The 18,766-nt window shown below is 64.2% G+C and carries 13 protein-coding genes and 1 tRNA gene; 3 read left to right on the top strand and 11 right to left on the bottom strand.

Annotated elements, in window-relative coordinates:
- Positions 1-42 precede the first annotated feature (42 nt).
- From NUH87_RS21810 to ptsP, 3 genes are read right to left on the bottom strand one after another with little or no spacing between them, the layout of a single operon-like run.
- On the bottom strand, positions 43-1,797 hold the full coding sequence (locus NUH87_RS21810; RefSeq protein WP_338522640.1) for a PTS fructose-like transporter subunit IIB: 1,755 nt from the start codon (positions 1,795-1,797) through the stop codon (positions 43-45).
- Positions 1,798-1,808: 11 nt separating this feature from the next.
- Entirely contained in the window at positions 1,809-2,750 is a 942-nt protein-coding gene (gene pfkB / locus NUH87_RS21805; RefSeq protein ID WP_338522638.1) for a 1-phosphofructokinase, read from the bottom strand.
- Positions 2,750-5,611, bottom strand: a complete 2,862-nt coding sequence (gene ptsP, locus NUH87_RS21800) for a phosphoenolpyruvate--protein phosphotransferase (RefSeq protein WP_338522637.1) — start codon at positions 5,609-5,611, stop codon at positions 2,750-2,752. Before ptsP ends, pfkB begins: the two co-directional genes overlap by 1 nt.
- Positions 5,612-6,024: 413 nt before the next feature.
- Here ptsP and cra point away from each other — a divergent pair, with 413 nt between their 5' ends.
- The gene (gene cra / locus NUH87_RS21795; RefSeq protein WP_338522636.1) at positions 6,025-7,020 is read left to right on the top strand and encodes a catabolite repressor/activator; all 996 of its coding nucleotides are present in this window, start codon (positions 6,025-6,027) and stop codon (positions 7,018-7,020) included.
- A gap of 2 nt (positions 7,021-7,022) precedes the next feature.
- Positions 7,023-7,814 (top strand): TatD family hydrolase, encoded by a 792-nt coding sequence (locus NUH87_RS21790; RefSeq protein WP_338522635.1) that lies wholly within the window; start codon positions 7,023-7,025, stop codon positions 7,812-7,814.
- 23 nt (positions 7,815-7,837) lie between these two features.
- Here the strand turns inward: NUH87_RS21790 and NUH87_RS31320 are convergent, their stop codons facing one another.
- The 4 genes from NUH87_RS31320 to NUH87_RS21770 form a co-directional block, all read right to left on the bottom strand.
- Positions 7,838-8,542: a methyl-accepting chemotaxis protein gene (locus NUH87_RS31320; protein ID WP_422393951.1), complete on the bottom strand. Its 705-nt coding sequence runs from the start codon at positions 8,540-8,542 to the stop codon at positions 7,838-7,840.
- Positions 8,543-10,042: 1,500 nt separating this feature from the next.
- Entirely contained in the window at positions 10,043-10,879 is an 837-nt protein-coding gene (ampE, locus tag NUH87_RS21780) for a regulatory signaling modulator protein AmpE (RefSeq protein ID WP_338522633.1), read from the bottom strand.
- Positions 10,876-11,439 (bottom strand): 1,6-anhydro-N-acetylmuramyl-L-alanine amidase AmpD, encoded by a 564-nt coding sequence (ampD, locus tag NUH87_RS21775; RefSeq protein ID WP_338522631.1) that lies wholly within the window; start codon positions 11,437-11,439, stop codon positions 10,876-10,878. The genes ampE and ampD overlap by 4 nt, the downstream gene beginning before the upstream one ends.
- 128 nt (positions 11,440-11,567) lie before the next feature.
- Positions 11,568-13,769, bottom strand: a complete 2,202-nt coding sequence (locus NUH87_RS21770) for a DUF1631 domain-containing protein (RefSeq protein WP_338522630.1) — start codon at positions 13,767-13,769, stop codon at positions 11,568-11,570.
- A gap of 373 nt (positions 13,770-14,142) precedes the next feature.
- Between NUH87_RS21770 and nadC the strand changes: the two genes are divergently transcribed.
- Positions 14,143-14,991 (top strand): carboxylating nicotinate-nucleotide diphosphorylase, encoded by an 849-nt coding sequence (gene nadC / locus NUH87_RS21765; RefSeq protein ID WP_338522629.1) that lies wholly within the window; start codon positions 14,143-14,145, stop codon positions 14,989-14,991.
- Positions 14,992-15,156: 165 nt separating this feature from the next.
- On the opposite strand, the gene NUH87_RS21760 is transcribed toward nadC, so the two are convergent.
- The 4 genes from NUH87_RS21760 to NUH87_RS21745 all read right to left on the bottom strand — a co-directional run bounded on the left by NUH87_RS21760 (position 15,157) and on the right by NUH87_RS21745 (position 18,740).
- Entirely contained in the window at positions 15,157-15,654 is a 498-nt protein-coding gene (locus tag NUH87_RS21760) for a methylated-DNA--[protein]-cysteine S-methyltransferase (RefSeq protein ID WP_338522628.1), read from the bottom strand.
- Complete coding sequence (locus NUH87_RS21755; protein WP_338522627.1) at positions 15,651-17,147, bottom strand: DNA-3-methyladenine glycosylase 2 family protein; 1,497 nt, start codon at positions 17,145-17,147, stop codon at positions 15,651-15,653. Before NUH87_RS21755 ends, NUH87_RS21760 begins: the two co-directional genes overlap by 4 nt.
- Before the next feature lie 59 nt (positions 17,148-17,206).
- Positions 17,207-17,282, bottom strand: a tRNA-Thr gene (locus tag NUH87_RS21750).
- Positions 17,283-17,321: 39 nt separating this feature from the next.
- The gene (locus NUH87_RS21745) at positions 17,322-18,740 is read right to left on the bottom strand and encodes an O-antigen ligase family protein (RefSeq protein WP_422393875.1); all 1,419 of its coding nucleotides are present in this window, start codon (positions 18,738-18,740) and stop codon (positions 17,322-17,324) included.
- Positions 18,741-18,766: the final 26 nt, after the last annotated feature.

Here is an 18,766-nt window from a genome sequence, read left to right as displayed (position 1 = left end):
GTGGCGAGCGGGCTTGCCCGCCCGCCACAAGGAACAACACAGTCAAGCTCGTGCCGGTTCGATACTCAGCTCAACCACTTCCGGCCGCTTGAGCACGGCATAAGCCAACGCCGTCAGCAGACTGCCGGCGACAATCGCCAGCAAATACAGCAGCGCATGGTTGATCGCATTCGGGATCAGCATCACGAACAGGCCGCCGTGGGGCGCCATCAGCTTGCAGCCGAAATACATCGACAAGGCACCGGTCAGCGCGCCGCCGGCAATGCTCGCCGGAATCACCCGCAACGGATCCTTGGCCGCGAACGGAATCGCCCCCTCGGAGATAAAGCACAGCCCCAGCACGAACGCCGCCTTGCCCGCCTCCCGCTCACCCTGGGCAAACTTGTGCCGCGCAATCAGCGTGGCGATCCCCAGGCCGATCGGCGGCACCATGCCCGCCGCCATGGTCGCCGCCATCGGTGCATAACTCTGCGACGCCAGCAGCCCGACCGAGAACGCATAGGCCGCCTTGTTGATCGGCCCGCCCAGGTCGACGCACATCATTCCGCCCAGCAACACCCCGAGCAGAATGGCGTTGGCGGTGCCCATGCTGTCGAGGAAATGCGTCAGTGCTTCGAGCATCCCCGCCACCGGTTTGCCCACCACATAGATCATCACCAGGCCGGTGAACAGGCTCGCCAGCAACGGAATGATCAGGATCGGCTTCAGGGCCTCAAGGCTGGTGGGCAACTGCGCATAACGATTGATCGCCTTGGCGCTGTAACCGGCCAGAAAACCGGCGATGATCCCGCCGATAAAGCCCGCGCCCAGGGTGCTCGCCAGCAGGCCGCCGATCATGCCCGGCGCCAGGCCCGGACGGTCGGCAATCGAATAGGCGATGTAGCCGGCCAGCAACGGCACCATCAACTTGAACGCGCTTTCGCCGCCGATCTGCATCAAGGCGGCCGCCAGCGTGCCGGGCTCCTTGAAGGCGGTGATGCCGAAGACGAACGACAAGGCGATCATCAGGCCGCCCGCCACCACCATCGGCAACATGAACGAGACACCGGTCAGCAGGTGTTTGTAGACACCGGTCTTTTCCTGCTTGGCAGGTGCCGCGGCGTTGCCCGTGGTGACTTGCTCAGGCCGGCCTTCGGCCAGCGCCTTGTCGAGGGTCGCGTCCGGTTGCTTCAAGGCGATACCGGTGCCGCAACGGTAGATCTTCTTGCCGGCGAAACGCTCGGTGGCGACTTCGATATCCGCCGCCAGCAACACCACATCGGCCTCGGCGATCGCCGTCGCGCTCAGCGGGTTGCGGGCGCCGACCGAGCCCTGGGTTTCCACCAGCAGGTCATAGCCCAGGCGCTTGGCCGACTGCTGCAAGGCCTCGGCGGCCATGAAGGTGTGGGCCACGCCGGTCGGGCAGGCGGTCACCGCCACCAGGCGCGGTGCGCGCTTGAGCGGCGCAACCGGCGCCGCTGCCACCTCGGGCACGGCCTTGGGCGCGACATGCAGCCGGGCCTCTTCGGCCCCCCGACGCAAGACCGCCTCGACATCCTGCAACGCCTGGGCTGGGGTGCTTTGAAAAACCCGCTTGCCGACAAACCGCGACATCTCTACCGGCACGCTGCTGACCAGCAACACCCATTCAGCCGCATCGATCGTCGCCGCCGACAGCTCGCGCTCCGGGTGCAGGCTGTCGTGGACCTCGACACTGGTGCTCCAACCCTGGCGCTGGGCCGCCGCATCGAGCAGGCGGGCGCACAGCACACTGGTGACCATGCCGTTCGGGCAGGCGGTAACAATGGCTAATTTCATGACTGTTCCTCTTATTGTTCTGTCAGGGCGTGCACGCGGACGCCGCTTTCAAGCTGCGCCAACTGCGCCCTGTCGCTGATACCGAAACCGATCTGGGTCACCGCCTGGGCGGCAATCGCGGTGGCGGTGCGCAAGGTCTGCTCGGCACCGTGACCGCTGAGCAGCCCGTGCAGCATGCCGGCCAGCAGCGAATCGCCGGCACCGACGGTACTGACGACTTGCACTTTCGGCGGTAGCGCCTGCAAGGCCGGCGCACCGGAAAACCAGTTGACCCCCTCGGCACCATGGGAAATCACCACATGTTCGATCCCCTCGGCCTGCAGCCGCGCGGCGGTTTCGGCCTGGCTCTGCAGCGAGGTCGCGGGAATCCACAAGGCCTCGGCCAGTTCCTCGCCGTTGGGCTTGATCAGCCAGGGTGCCGCCGCGAGACCGGCGCGCAATGCCGCGCCACTGGTGTCCAGGGCGACTTTCAGACCGAGCTCTTTCAGGCGCAGCAGCAGCGCCTGCAGCCACTCGGGGCTCACCCCCTGCGGCAGGCTGCCGGCCACCACCACGGCGTCATGTCCCGGGGCGATCAGGTCGAGCTTGTCCAACAGCGCTTGCCGCGCCTGTTCACTGACCTGGGGACCGGGGCCATTGAGATCGGTGATCCGTCCGTCATGCTCGGCCAGCTTGATATTGCTGCGGGTTTCCCCCGGCACCCGGACAAAGGCGTCGACAAAGCCGCGACGCGCCATCAGGGCCTCGAACGCTTGCGGATTGCTGTCGCCGAGAAAACCGCCGACGGTCAGTTGATGCCCGAGGTCCGCCAGCACCTGGGCCACATTCAGTCCTTTGCCGGCGGCATGGGTGTACATGGCTTCGCTGCGGTTGACCTGGCCCGGCTCCAGCCGCGCCAATTGCACGGTCAGGTCCAGCGCCGGGTTCAGGGTCAGGGTCAGGATCCGGGCCATTACACGGCCTCCACGAGCGCGCGCACTTCATCGCCGCTGCCCACCGCCAAGGCGGCCTGGGCCAGCGCCTGGGCCTGGGGCAGGCTCAGCTCGCGCACCCGCGCCTTGACCTCGGGAATGCTGCGGGCCGAGACGCTCAGCTCATCCACCCCCAGCCCCACCAGCACCGGCACCGCCAAGGGGTCCGCCGCCAGTTCTCCGCACACGCCGACCCATTTGCCATGGGCATGGGCCGCGCGCACGGTGATGTCGATCAGTTGCAGCACCGCCGGGTGCAGGCCATCGGCCTGGGCCGAGAGCGTCGGGTGACCACGGTCGATGGCCAGGGTGTATTGGGTCAGGTCGTTGGTGCCGACGCTGAAGAAGTCCACTTCCTTGGCCAGCACCGGCGCCAGCAGCGCCGCCGACGGTACCTCGATCATGATCCCCAGTTGCAGGTCGGCCACCGGGATTTCCTGGCGCAGACGCTCGGTCATGTCCCGGGCCTGGCGCCATTCGGCGACGCTGCCGACCATCGGGAACATGATCCGCAAAGGGCGGTTGTCGGCGGCACGCAGCAAGGCGCGCAACTGCCCTTCCATGATCTGCGGACGCTGCAGGGTCAGGCGAATGCCGCGCACACCGAGGAAGGGGTTTTCCTCCTTGGCGATCGGCCAGTACGGCAGCGGTTTGTCGCCGCCGACGTCAAGAGTCCGCACCACCAGCGGCCGGCCCGCCAGGCCATCGAGCACGCGACGGTATTCGGCTTCCTGGGTCGCCTCGTCCGGTGCCTGCGGATGGGCCATGAAAATCAGTTCGGTACGCAGCAGGCCGATGCCTTCGGCGCCCTGCTCCACTGCGCTTGCGACGCCCGCGCTTTCGCCGATATTGGCGAAGACCTCGACCGCGTGGCCATCGCGGGTCAGCGCCGGTTCGTGACGCTGTTCCGAGGCCTCGCGCAGGCGCTGCTCACGGGTGTCGCGCTCCTGCAGGGCACGCTGCAAGGTCGCCGCATCCGGCGACACATGCAGGCGACCGCGCTGCCCGTCGATCAACAGAGGCGTGCCGGGTGCCAGCAGCAGCACCGCCGCGCCGGCACCGACCAGTGCCGGAATGCCCAGGGCCCGGGCAACGATCGCGCTGTGGGCCGTGGCCCCGCCACGGGCGGTAAGAATCCCCGCGACCCTCGCCGGATCCAGCCGCGCCACATCCGAAGGACCGACTTCATCCATCACCAGCACATAAGGCTGATCGGGTTCGGCCAGGGTTTCGACGCCGCACAGTTGCGCCAGCACCCGCCGACCGACATCCCGCAGATCCGCCGCGCGCTCGGCCAGCAAGGCGTCATGCAAGGCCTCCTGCTGCCGGGCCGCCGCCTCGACCACCGCCATCCAGCCGGCCTCGGCGCTTTCGCCCTGCTTGAGACGGGACTCGACCTCGTCACTCAGTTCCGGGTCGGCGAGCATTTCCTGATGGGTGATGAAAATTTCCCGGATGGCCTTGGCCTTGCTGCGCTGGATCAGGCCGTCGATGTCCTGGCGCACCAGATCCAGGGCCTGTTGCAGACGCTGGCGCTCGACCAGCGCCGACTCGCCGCGCAACGGGTAATCGAACTGTTCCAGCACCTGGACATGCGCCGGGCCGATGGCGATTCCCGGTGCGGCGGCAATGGCCTGGAGCTGACTGCCGGCAGCCGGCGCCAGCAGGGGCACCAGGACTTCCTCCGGTTCAGGCATGGCGACACTGACCGCCGGCAATGGCTCGACTTCCTCGCCCAGGCCTTCCTCCACAGCCGCCAGGAGCGCGGGCAAGGCATCGGCGGCAATGCTCGGCTCGGCGATGAATTCCAGCACCTGGGCGCGCCGTGCGCCGAGGCTGAGCAACTTGCTCAGGCTCTTCACCGACACCGCGCCGCCGGCACCGTCGACGATGCGCACGCGAATATCGCCTTCGAAGTTTTTCGCCAGTTGCGCCAGGACTTTCGCCGGCCGGGCGTGCAAGCCGTGGGCATTGGCCAGGGCAATCCGCGCGCTCGGCCAATCGGCCGGCAACTCGCCGCCGAGGACTTCGAGCACCGCGCGGCTGCTGGTGGCACGGCCGAGTTCCTGGCCACGCCCTTCGATCAGCAGCGCACACAGGCGTTCGAGCAGGGCTTGGTGGGCCTCGCCGAGACTGGCCAGGCAGAACAGGCCGTTCAGGGGCTGGCCGAGGTAGCGCAGCGGTTTGTTCGGGGTCACGAAGGCCAGGCCCGGCCGCTTGACCGTCTGCTCACTGTGCAGCCACCACAAGCCGTCGCCCAGGGGCAAGGCTTCGACCTGCTGCAACACGGCGGCAAAACCATTGCTGACGCAATCGGCCTGGCGCAGCAGGCGCGCGCCCCGCCAGACCAGCTCTTCGAAATCCTCCGCGGCCACGCCCAGGCCGATCATCTGCGCATCCAGCGCCAGTTCCTGCGGCGCGCCCTGCAACAGTTTCAGCAGCGCCTCGGCGGAGCTGGCACGACGCAGGGCCTGGCCCAGATCGGTCTCGCCGAGGGCCCGGGTCAGCAGTTGCAGCAGGCGCAAGTGCTCGTCGGAACGGGCGGCAATACCGATGGCCAGGTAGACGATCTGACCGTCGCCCCAGTCCACGCCGTCGGGAAACTGCAGCAGGCGCACACCGGTGGCGAACACCTGGTCGCGGGTTTCCGGCGTACCGTGGGGGATCGCAATACCTTGGCCGAGAAAGGTCGAGCCCTGGGCTTCGCGAGCCTGCAAGCCCGTCAGATAACCCTCGGCCACCAGGCCGTCGGCCACCAGATTGTTCGCGAGCAGTTGCAGGGCCGCAGACTTGTCCACGGCCGACTGGCCCATGGAAATCTGCTCTACGGTGAGCTCGAGCATGCCTTTCTCCTATTCAGCGTCAGGTGGACGCTAGGTATTGTTTTGAATAAACCAGCTTAGGCCGATGGCCCGAACAGTGTGAAACGGTCTTTCGGCAGGACCGTGACACGGGCCGAATGCCTCAAAAATACGCTTGCTGAAACGTTTAATCTAGAGTGTTCCACACGTTACTCGATTATCGTTCGGCGTTGAAGCCCCTGCGGTCGCTTCAAAATCCCGGGATAGGCCTGCAGAACCGGGCTTGGCAGCGAAGCGTTTGACGTTCTCGAGGCTCCTGCATCTGTTTTGTGTACAGTCCCACAGTGGAACCGCCGTCGTCTTTTGACAACTCGACGACGAAGGTCGACTGCCGGAATAGGGTACGATCAGCGAAAATGCGGACATGAGCTGCAACAAAATAAGGAATTTCCGGTTTGAAACTCAGTGATATCGCCCAACTGGCCGGTGTGTCCGTCACCACCGCCAGCTACGTGATCAACGGCAAGGCCGAACAACAGCGCATCAGCAACAGCACCGTTGAACGGGTGCGGGCCGTGGTCGACCAGCATGGCTTCACGCCCAATCCCCAGGCCGCCGGGCTGCGCAGTCGCAAGACGCGGACCTTGGGTTTCATTCTGCCGGACCTGGAAAACCCCAGTTACGCGCGCATCGCCAAGCTGCTGGAGCAAGGCGCCCGCGCCCGGGGCTACCAGCTGCTGATCGCCAGCTCCGACGACGCCCCCGACAGCGAGCGGCAACTGCTGCAACTGTTCCGCGCACGGCGCTGCGATGCGCTGTTCGTCGCCAGCTGCCTGCCGGCGGATGACGACAGCTATCTCCAGTTGCAGGCGCTGGGCATACCGGTGATCGCCATTGACCGGGAAATGGAACCGGCGCACTTCTGCTCGGTGGTCAGTGACGACCAACAGGCCAGCCTGCAACTGACCCGCAGCCTGCTGCAACCCTTGCCTCGGCATATCGCCCTGCTCGGCGCCCGCTCCGAATTGAGCATCAGCCGCCAGCGCGCCGCCGGCTTCCAGGACGCCTTGCAAGGGTTCAAGGGCGAAGTGTTGATGGCCCATGGCGAAGCCTTCAGCCGCGAGTGCGGTCGCCAGTTGATGGACGACCTGGTCAAGCGCCTCGGCCATCTGCCGGATGCCCTGGTCACCACCTCCTACGTCCTGCTGCAGGGCGTGTTCGATGCCCTGCACGATCAACCGCTGCAGGCGCAGCCCCTGCGCCTGGGCACCTTCGGCGATACCCAACTGCTGGACTTCCTGCCCTTGCCGGTCAACGCCATGGCCCAGCAGCATCAGCTGATCGCCGAAAAGGCCCTGGAGCTGGCCCTCGCCGCCATCGAGGAAAAGACCTACCAGCCTGGCGTCCAGGCCATCGCCCGAACCTTCAAGCAGCGACTCCACGAGGCCTGACCGTGGATCTGATCGACACCCACACCCACCTCGACTTTGCCGATTTCGATAGCGATCGCCACGAGGTCCTCGAACGCAGCCGCGCCCTCGGCGTGGGGCGGATGGTGGTGCTGGGGGTCTATCAGAAAAACTGGCAGCGGCTCTGGGACCTGGTGCTGAGCGACCCGCGCTTGCACGCCGCGTTCGGCCTGCACCCGGTGTACCTGGACGATCACCGGCCGGCCGACCTCGATGAATTGGGTGATCGGCTGACGCGCTGCGCCGGCCATCCGCAACTGTGTGCGGTAGGAGAATTCGGCCTGGATTATTTTCTGCCACAGCTGGATCGCGAACGCCAGCAAGGGCTGTTCGAAGCCCAGCTGAAACTGGCGGCCGACTTCGCCCTGCCCGCGCTGCTGCATGTACGCAGGAGCCACGCGGCGACCATTGCCACCCTCAAGCGTTTTCGCCTGGCCCGTGGCGGCATCATCCACGCCTTCGCCGGCAGTCGCGAGGAAGCCCGGGAATACCTCAAGCTGGGCTTCAAGCTGGGCCTGGGCGGTGCCGGCACCTGGCCGCAGGCCTTGCGCCTGAGCAAGGTCATCGCCGATCTGCCGCTGGACAGCGTGGTACTGGAAACCGACTCACCGGACATGGCGCCGGTGATGTTCGCAGGCCTACGCAACAGCCCCGAGCATTTGCCGGCCATCTGCGGGGCCCTGGCCGAGCTGATGAACGTCAGCCCGCAAACCCTGGCAAGCGCCAGCAGCGCCAATGCCTGCGCGCTGTTCAATTGGCCTGTGGCGGCAGCCTGAGCACCGGCAAGACCTGATGCCGTTCAGACCCGGAACGCACCGATCAGTTGCCTGAGTTCCACCACCTGCCCCGACAGCAGCCGACTGGCACTTTCGGTCTGGTGCGCGCCCTCGGCCGTACGCTCGCCGGCGCGATTGATCTCGACGATGTTCTGGTCGATATCGTGGGCCACGGCGGTCTGCTGCTCGACCGCGGCAGCGATCTGCTGGTTCTGGTCGACGATCATGCCCACCGCGCCAAGGATATTGTCCAACGCCTGCTGGACCTTTTCCGACTGGCTCACCGTGCTGCTGGCCATCCCATGGCTGATGCCCATGGCCTTCACCGCCGCGCCCACGCCACCGTGGAGCCGGCTGATCATCTGCTCGATTTCCTCGGTCGACTGCTGGGTACGCTTGGCCAGGGTCCGCACCTCGTCGGCCACCACCGCGAAACCCCGGCCCTGCTCGCCGGCACGGGCCGCCTCGATGGCCGCGTTGAGCGCCAGCAGATTGGTCTGCTCGGCGATGCTCTTGATCACCTCCAGCACCCGGCTGATGGACTGGCTGTCGGTGGCCAGTTGATTGATCACCTGCACCGACTGATCGATCTCGCCGGCCAACTGCGCGATGCTGTTCTGTTGCGACTCGACCAGGCCACGCCCGCTGAGGGTTTCGCCGTTGACACTGTGGGCGCTGCTCACCGCGGCCGCCGCGCTGCGTGCCACCTCCTGGGCGGTGGCCGACATCTGGTTCATCGCGGTCGCCACCTGCTCGATCTGGCTGCGCTGACCGGCCACCGCCTGGTTGCTGCGGGCCGACACCGACTCGACCTGCCCGGCCTGGCGCTCGACCTCGCTGACGGTCTGCCCGACCCGCTCGATCAGGTCATGGATCTTCGCCACGGTGCCATTGAACACGCCCCCCAGCTCACCCAGCTCATCGCGGCTATGGGCGACGAAATTGACCGTCATGTCACCGGCCGCCACCTTGTTCATCATTTCCCCCAGGCGTCGCAAGGTGGTGCGGGTCGAAGCATAGAAACCGCCGTACAGGTAGACGATGGAGAAGAACACCGCCGCCAGCGCGACGACCAGCGACAGCATGTGCAGGCGATTTTGCGCCAGGCGCTGTTCAAGCTCCTGGCCGAGATAGGCCAGGGTCGCGTCATTGAGCTGGTAGGTCTGCGCCATCAATGCGCTGACCTGATCGTAGAAAGCCGGCCAGGGCGCCTCCAGGGTTTCGGCCATCACCACCTGCTCTTCGAACAGCTCGCTGCCTTTTTTCAACGACGCCTTGCTGGTGGCGGCCAGTGCATCCAGGGCCGTGTGGGCATTTTTGCTGGCGCCCAGGGCATCCTGGAGTTTCAGCGCGTATTCGGCCTGCAATTTCTCGATCTGCTGCTGCAACTCGTCGAAGCGCGTGCTCGACGCCGAATTGAGAAAACCCTGGCCCAGGGAATAGGCGCCGATGGACCGGCCTTCGCCGAGGATCTGCGTCACTTGCGGGGTCACGCTGCTCACCAGTTCGCTCAACTGCCGCAGATCGCTCTGGTTATCCCGGCTGAGCCCCGACTGGCTGGCGACGATCTGGCTGAAGATTTGCGCCTTGGCGAGCAGCTTCGCGATCAGTGCGCTTTTGCTCTGCAGGGAATTTTCGGCCTGCTGGGCCTTGAAGGCACTGATCATTTCATCGCGCTTGGCGTTGAAGGCATCGACCTGCTCGGGGTCGATCGTCACCGGCGCCAGGCCTTGCAAGCGCGCCAGGACGCTCTGCTCAAGGGCGTGGATCCTGCTTTCCAGGTCCCCCGCCTTGCCGGATTGGCCGAGGACCGCGTTGATCTGCACCTGATTGTTCAGGGTTTCCAGATCCCGCCGCAGGGTCAGGCTACTGCCCAGCAGGTCGAGGCTTTGCAGCTCGATCTGGGTGCCGGAGAATTCGCGATAGGAATCGCGTACCAGGTAGAAGTTGGTCACCAGCATCGGCACGAAGAACAGCACGCTGATCAGGCTGAACTTCATCCCGAAGCTCAAGCGGTTCATCAGGGCGACGGCGGGATATAGCAAGCTCTTCACTGGAACGCTCCCTTTCGTATTATTTTTATCGTGGCAGGCACGGCAAGGCACAAAGCCAGTATCCGCAGCTACTGCTTGTATAACTTAATTTGAAAGGGAGTTTTGTAACTTAAGGTTAATGCCGCTTCGCCCGCGACAGCCGCCCGACGACCCGGCGGCTGTAGGAGCCCGGGATCAGATCAGCACGGTCCAAAGGGCAAACCCGGCATACCAGAGCACCGCCGCCCGCAGCAGTAATTCCCACAGGCTGTCCAGGCTGCTGACGCCATCGGCGCCGACCACCGGCGCCGGGACTTCCCCGGCGACACGCCCGACTTTCTCCACCAGTTGCCGCGCGCTGATGTCCCAGTTGAGCAACTCATGCAGCATCACCCGGCTGACCCCGACGAAGTTGCCCACCAGCGCCAGGCTGGCCGCCAGCAAGCGCACCGGCAACCAGTCGAAGGCGTGCCGCAGCAAGGCGGCGCGCTCCGCCAGCGCCGGGTTATGGCTATGCCGCGACGCCAGCGCCAGCAGCCGATAACTCAGCGCCGCCACCGGGCCCAACAGGAAATACCAGAAAATCACCACGAAGAAACTCTGGTAGGCCTGCCACAACAGATAACCCTGGACCTTCTCCAGCAACTCGTCGCCGTTCTCGGCGCACACATCCATGTCACGCTTGGCCACATGCACGGCCGCCTGCACATCAGTGCGCCGCCAGGCATCGCGAAACGGCCCGAGGGTCGCCAGCAAATCCCCACGCCCCAGGCTGTAGATCACCACCAACAGGTGCACCGGCAGGGCCAGCAAGCCATAGGCCACCGGTTGCAGGACCATCAGCAGCAGACCGAGCAAGACCACCGGCAACAGCACCAGCAGGCTCAGCACCAGCCAGGGCCGTGCGACCGTCCGCGGGGCGGTTTCCAGCTTGGCCAGCTCCCGCAGCCAGGCACCATCACGCTGGACACGCTGGCGCAGGGCCGAGAACTTTTCGATCCACACCGCCAACAGCAGCACCATAAAACTCATTGTGACTCTCCTTTTTCCAGCAAGGCGGCCCGAAAGCGCCCCCAGTCGAACGCCGGCCCCGGATCGGTCTTGCGTCCCGGGGCGATATCACTATGGCCGCAAATCCGTTGCGGGGTTATGGCCGGGTAAGCGGCTCGCAGCTGACGGGTCAAGCCGATCAGCGCTGCGTACTGTGCGTCGGTGAAAGGCAGGTCGTCCGTGCCTTCCAACTCGATGCCCAGGGAAAAATCGTTGCAGGTTTCCCGTCCCTCGAAAGACGAAACCCCGGCATGCCAGGCCCGCTCCAGACAAGAGACAAACTGAGTGACTATACCGTCACGCTCGATCAGAAAGTGCGCAGACACGCGCAGGTCGGCGATGCCTTCAAAGTAGGAATGTTCAGTGACATCCAGGCGATTCTGGAAGAACTCCTGCACCTTGCCCGTGGCGAACTGCCCCGGCGGCAGGCTGATGTTATGGATCACCAGTAGGGAGATTTCCCCGGCCGGACGCTGGTTGAAGTTGGGCGACGGACAGTGACGCACGTCCTGGCACCAACCGCTGGCGGGATCCAACTGCATACCGATTCCTTCGAAGACAAGACGACGGGCTCAGTATGCCGTGATAGGCACGCGGATGGGTCAGCAAATCCGCGGATATAGTGGAATTTTTCTCAACCGCCGCCCGCGACGGGACAAGCGCCGCGCACTCAGCGCGTCGTCATTCGCCGCAGGTTGCCGATGACCGAGGCCAGCGCCCGGTCGAACAGCAAGGCGTCGTCGAGCAAGCGCACCGCGCCACGGCGAAACTCCACCGCCAGGGCTTGCGCCGTGCGCTCGAGCACCTTCATGCCGGTGCGATTGACGAAAATATACTTGCCGCCCGGCTCGATGATCGCCGTCAGCTTGCAGCGCAGGCTGCTGTCCTCGTCCTCGCGGATTTCCACCCACTGGCCGATGTGCAATTGCCGGACCCAGAGCAGGCCGGCGTCATCCGCCGGCAACTCGAAGGTGGTTTCGTCGCTCAGGCGCTCGTGGGGCGCACTCAGGACAATCTCTTCCACCACCTCCACCATCGCCGGCGCCGGTGTCTGCGGCTCGGCGCTGCGTTTGGCCAACTGCTGGAGAACCTGGACATGGAGGAGTTCCAGCTGGCTGAAAAACTCGCTGGTGGCGAAGGGATCGAAGGCGGCGCTGGCCAGGCCGTCACGCAGGGCCTTGAGCAACCCCGGCACCAGCTCCAGCAGCTTGAGCCGCGCATCGACCGGGTCCTGGGGGTCGACACTCCAGATCAACTCGTCCATGGTCTGCAAACCGGCCTGCCATTCGGCGGAGGCTTCCCCCTGCTTCAGCCAGGTCAGCAACAACACCTTGCTCCAGGCCTCCTGGAGCAGGCGCACCACCACCTCGGGCAAGGTCTTGCCCAACAGCCGCGCGTTCATCACTTCCTGGACCCGCTGACGCGCCTGTTCGGCCTTGGCCCGGCCTTCCTCGGCATCGCGGGTACGCTGCTCGAGCAATTCGCTGCGCCGGCGCTCGTCGCCGGTAAAGGCGAGGAACTCCGCCAGCAACTCGGAAAAGATCGCCGGGTCATCGACGAAGTCATTCAACAGGCGCTGCACGATCTGTTCGATGCGCACGTACAACGCATCGCGCTGATGGTCGTCGCGCGCGCCCCAGCCCAGGGCGGCCGAGGCGATTTCGTTCAACAGGCGTCGCGCCGGATGACTGCCGCGACTGAAGAAACTCTTGTCCAGTACCGCCACTTTCAACATCGGGATCTGCAGGCGGCCGATCAGCGCTTTCAGAGAATCGGGAAGGACCCGGTCATCGAGGATGAATTCGAAGAGCATCGCGATCAGGTTGATCACGTCCTCGTCCATGCCCCCGACCACCCTCGACTTGCCGCTTTTCACGCTGACCCGGGTCAACAGCTGTTCCAGCTGATTGCGCAGGTCGAAGTCTTCCGGCGAACTGGGCTCCGGCACATATTGCTGCAGATGCGAGAGCAGGCGCAGCAGGTCGTTGGTGGAAATCGGCTGGACTTCGGAACCGGCCTCGAGCTTGGGCGCCACGCTGCCGCGCACGTGCAACAGGAGTTCCTGCAAGGCGGCGAACATTTCCTGCACGCTTTCGTCCAGGGGCTTGATGCTGGCGGTCGGGGCCTGACGCTCACCTGCGCTGGCCGACGACCGGTCGCTGGTGCGCCGCGCCGGAGCGGCCTTGAGTTCCGGCAGCACACCGGTGGCGATCAGCAACTGATTGGCTTCGGCATACAAGTGGTCGGCGTCGCTGAGGACATACTTCTCGAACAGCTTGAGGATGATCAGCTTGACCTTGATCTCCACCCCGAGGTCGCGCCCGGCCTCCAGGAAATAATCGCAGAGCATCGCCGGTCCCATGGGATTGCTCGCGTCGTCGACACGCCGGCTGATCAGGGCATTGAGACGGGTGCTGAGTTGCCCCAGGGCAAAACCGTCGCGGCTGAGTACCTTGGCGACCATGGCATCCAGGGCCACGGTGCGTTCGAGCTCGTCGTTGGGTACCAGTGCCAGGGCCTCGTAGTCCACGGCCTTGGACAGCGTCGGCTCGCTGGTGTCGTACTGGCCGAGACCGTCGAAGGCCTCGAAAAACCGCTGGAGAAAGCCGCGCTCGATGCTCTTGCGCTTGAGACGCAGGTCGCGCATGGCTTCAAAGAAGGTGTTCTGGTCGACGTTGTTCTGGGCCTTGTCGGCCATTTCGAACAAGGTGTCGTCGGCGTTATCGAACAGCGCCTGCAAGCCTTGCTTGAGCTGCAGCGCGGCCTTGTCACGCACCTGGGTGAGAACCACGGGCAAACGGGCCAGCGGCGACGGCGTCGCTTGATCGTCGGAGGTCTTGTGCAAAGGCACGACTTTTCCGTCAATGTGCATCAAAGCCTCCTGCTGCAGCGGTTCTGTTGGTTCAGCGTGAAAGATCGGTCTATGCGGGGGCGGGCATGATGGCTCACAACCGCCTCTCGGCGAACACGTCAGGTACTCACCGGCTATCGATAAATCGGGGAAGCACAGATACGTCAAAGCTATGACGTCAATTACAAGGCAGATTATCTTGCAAAAGATGTCACCTTTACTAGTGGCCCTCTGCAATTCCTTTGCATAAATCTGCAGAAACAGACCGTCGGACAGGCAAAACGCTCATGACAAGCGACCAACGGCGGGACCGAAGGTCAGTGAAGGGCCACGCGCCTTGGGTTGGGCGGCGCCCTGGCCCTATAATCGAGGCACTTTGTTTGTGGAGTCCGTTATGCCGAATCTACGCCTCGCCGACCTGACCGCCGAAATCGAAGCCAACGTGCGCCGTGCGTTGCACGAAGACATCGGCAGCGGCGACATCACCGCGCAATTGATCCCCGCCGAGCGCCTGGCCAAGGCCACCATCATTACCCGCGACGAGGCGACCATCGCCGGTACAGCCTGGGTCGATGCGGTGTTTCGCCAGCTCGATCCGCGGGTGGCCGTGCATTGGCAGGTGCACGACGGCGAACGGGTCCAGCCGAACCAGCCGCTGTTCCACCTGGAGGGTCCGGCGCGTTCGCTGCTCAGCGGCGAACGCAGCGCACTGAATTTCCTGCAGATGCTTTCCGGGGTCGCGACCCATGCGCGGTATTACGCCGACCAGGTCGCCGATACCGCGGTCAAGCTGCTGGACACCCGCAAGACCCTGCCCGGCTTGCGCCTGGCGCAGAAGTACGCGGTGACCTGCGGCGGCTGTCATAACCATCGGATTGGCTTGTACGACGCGTTCCTGATCAAGGAAAACCATATCGCCGCCTGCGGCGGGATCGCCCAGGCGATCAGCGCGGCGCACAGGATCGCCCCGGGCAAGCCGGTGGAGATCGAGGTGGAGAGCCTGGCCGAGCTCAAGCAAGCGCTGGCGGCGGGGGCGGACATCATCATGCTGGATGAGTTGAGCCTGGACGACATGCGCGAAGCGGTGCGCCTGAACGCCGGCAAGGCCAAGCTGGAAGCCAGCGGTGGGATCAATGAACAGACGCTGCGGCCGATTGCCGAGACGGGCGTGGACTACATATCCATTGGCGCCATGACCAAGGATGTGAAGGCGGTGGACCTGTCGATGCGGTTGAGTCTCTGACAGAGGTTTGAGAGCAACGCCCTCCCCTTGTAGGAGCCGGCTTGCCGGCGATGGCGGCCGTTCAGGCGATGCAAGGCTCATGGGCCTCATCGTCGGAACGCCGCCCGCAGCAAGCCGGCTCCCACAATGACCGTGCCGTCCGCGCAAGCAAGGGCCAATCTCGGCTTAACGCAACGAAAAGCGCTGCGCCTCATGCTCCAGCAGCCATTGCTTTGCCGCTAGCCCGCCACCGAATCCGGTCAGCGTACCGTTGCTGCCAATCACCCGATGGCAAGGCACGATCACCGGCACCGGATTGCGTCCATTGGCCGCCCCGACCGCCCGTGACGCCTTGGGTCGATTGATCTGCCGGGAAATTTCGCCATAGCTGGTGGTCACGCCGTAGGGAATGGTCACCAGGGCCTGCCAGACATCTTTCTGAAAATCCGTCCCCAACATATTGAGTTTCAGATCGAACTCGACGCGCTCGCCGGCAAAGTATTCCTCCAACTGCGTACGCACCTGCGCCAGCTTGTCCGGCGCATGCAACCAACCTTCCAAGGGCGTCTGCGGCCGATAGTCCAGCTCGAAGCGCACTTCGCGCAGCCCGTCGTCATCGGCCACCAGCATCAGCGGGCCGATGGGCGAAGGGATGATGTCGTAGTAAATCCGGCTTGCTGTCATTTTTGACTCCTGCGTATCGATTCTGCCTCGCTCGCCCCACGCCACAGGTACATCACCGTATAGGCGCGCCACGGCCGCCAGTCTTCGGCGAGCACTTCCAGGGCCTTGGTACTCAAGGGCGGCACATCCCTGACCACCTCACGACGCAGAATCAGGTCCGCCGCCGGGAAGGCGTCGGGATGATTGAGCGCGCGCATGGCGATGTAGTGTGCGGTCCATTCGCCAATGCCCGGCAGCGCGACCCAGCTTTTGACGAAATCATCGAGACGTTGTTCTGTCCGAAAACTCACCCGACCGTCCAGCAAGGCCCGGGCGATCCCCTGGATGGTGGCGGTGCGCGTCCTGATCACACCGATGGAGCCCAAGTCTGCTTCGACCAATTGTTCAGGTGCCGGAAACAGCCGATCCAGACCGGGAGCCGGCGGCGCTTCAAGGACAGTGCCGAAACGGCTCAACAGTCGCGACGCCAGGGTTCGGGCAGCCGCCACACTGACCTGCTGCCCCAGCACCGCCCGTACCGAAATCTCGAAACCGTCCCAGCCGCCGGGCAGGCGCTGCCCGGGATAGCGTTCGACCAGCGGCGCGAGCACCGGGCTGGCGCCCAGGGTGGCGACGATGGCCTGCGGGTCGGCGTCCAGGTCGAACATCCGGCGAATCCGCGTGACCACCGGCAGCATCTGGCCGGGTGGGACATTGAACAGCTCCAGCTTCAGGGCATGGGCGCCATTCGGCCAAGCGCTGACCTGCAGCCAACTGGGCGACTCATGGTTGCCGAAGACTCGTTTGTAGCCGTGCTCGTCGACCACCTCGATGCCCGGCAATGCCCTGCTGCCGAGGAAAGCCAGCAGTGCCTTGAAATCGTAGGGTGGCCGATAGCCCAGGCGCAGGACCAGGGCATTGTTGGCATTGGCCAGCGGCTTGCGACGAAACTCCCGGGGCGGCGCATGGTTGGCCTCGGCAAAGGCCGAGTTGAAGCGGCGCAGGCTCTGGAAGCCCGAGGCCAGTGCCACTTCGGTGATCGGCAGCGCGGTTTCGGTCAGCAGTTGCTTGGCGAACAACAAGCGCTGGGTGGCATGGACCGCAATGGGCGGTGCGCCGAGGTGCCTGACGAACAGGCGCCGCAATTGCCGGGCGCCGACATCGAGTCGGGCGGCCAGGTCGTCGAGGGACTGTTCGGCGAGAAAACCTTCGTGGATCAGCTTCAGCCCACGGGCCACCAGATGTTCGCCATGCAGCCAGATATTGTTACCCGGCGCCAGTTCGGGACGGCAACGCAGGCAGGGCCGAAAGCCCAGTGCCTCGGCGGCGGCAGCACTGGGGTAGTACTGCACATTCTCGACCTTGGGCGGGCGCGCCGGGCAGACGGGACGGCAATAGATCCGAGTGCTGAGAACGGCGGTGAAAAACACTCCATCGAAGCGCGCATCGCGGCTCAGGCGAGCCTTTTCGCAGATCTCGGCGGAGGGGAATGAGGAAGCAAGGGTCGTGTTCATGGGCAGAGACTAGCACCGGTGATGGGGCTGTTCTCGCCATTTTCGGACGTGAATGAATCTGGTGCCGGAGATAGGAATCGAACCTACGACCTTCGCGTTACGAGTGCGCTGCTCTACCGACTGAGCTACACCGGCGTGGCCCTAAAGCTAGCATCCGACGCCGTAGCGGGCAAGCTACTCGAGCTTGATCGCGATCACGCCCTGGGTCCAGAAACGCGGTTGGAAATGGCCGCCGTATTGCTGCTGGTAGAGTTTGTTGCGTTCGTCCAGATGGGGAAAGTCGCGGATCACCACATAGGCCAGGAACAGCACGACGGCGGTGCTGATGCCCATCCAGAACCAGTGGATAAAGGCATTGGGCTTGGCGGGCTCGCCCTTCCAGACGTGAATGCCCATCAACCAACCGATCACCAGCGACAGCCAGAGCTGGGAGTACGGCATCACGATCACCCCATCGACCATGGATTGGGTCAGGGCACCGATCAGGCTGGCGAAGAGGCACAGGCGCAGTAGGTCGGTCGGATCGTCTGACATCGAGCGTTCGCGAATCAGGCGGAAGGTGACCCACAGGCCCCGTCCGACCAACCCCATGACCAGCAAGGTGGAGGGGACGCCCCATTCGCTGGCCCATTGCAGGATGGCCTGATGCGGATGGGCGGCGATGGGGTTGTGGATATCGGCGAAATGCATGGGGCCGAAGCCGAGCCAGGGATGTTCGCGGATCATCTCCCATGCCTGTTGCCAGAGCGGACCTCGGTCGGAGAGCGTGGTGGTCAGGCGCTCGCTGGCGGCGTTGCTTACCTCCATGCCGAGGTAACCGGCGAGAACACTGAACAACAGCCAGTAAAGCGCCACACACACCAGGACTGCGAGCACCTGCCAGGTGATCCATCGCCTGCCGGAGTGACCGCAGATAAACAGCCCACAGGCAGCTACGCCCATGCCCAGCCAAGTGCCGCGAGTACCACCAGCCACCGCGATCAGCCACCAGAGACTCAGGAGCGAGAACCCCCAGACTTGGGTAGAACGTTTGGTGGTAGACAGCAAAAGTGGGAGCGCTAAAAGCGGCAGGGTGAAGGTCTGGAACTGGCCGTAGAAGCGTTTGTTGGAGAAGCCGCTCAGAAGCCCGCCGGTGTCCAGTATCCCTGTGCCAGCGACAAACGAATGGAATGCCAATGTCAGGAAGTCAAAGCTCTTGAAGGCGCAGATAAACACGACAAACAGCAGCAACAGTCGATCAGCGGATACCCCGCTGGATCGACGTGTATAGGCAAAGGCTTCAGCGCAGCAGCAAGAGGCAGCAAGCAAAGCGATCTCAGTGAGTGCCCAGAGTGGCTGATGCGCATAAAGGGAAGAGACGATGCCTGCCAGCAAGACCAGCCCGCAGGCCAGGAGCGCGGGCCGATCAACAAGAGCGACCGCGTAGGACGTTCGGCAGCAAAATAGAAAAACTACCGCCGTACCGGCAACGACAACTTGCCCAAGACGCTGAAGCGTATGCCCGCCCAGACCGTGCCCAAAGACCATCACGGCAGTGATGAGCAGCGTGAGTACCAGCCAAATCTTTGTCCGCCCAGTCCAGGTAGCGTCCATTACGACCTCGAAATGTCCATTTCAGT

Source organism: Pseudomonas batumici (assembly GCF_036585405.1).
Lineage (GTDB): Bacteria > Pseudomonadota > Gammaproteobacteria > Pseudomonadales > Pseudomonadaceae > Aquipseudomonas > Aquipseudomonas batumici.
This window is presented reverse-complemented; position numbering and strand designations above follow the sequence as displayed.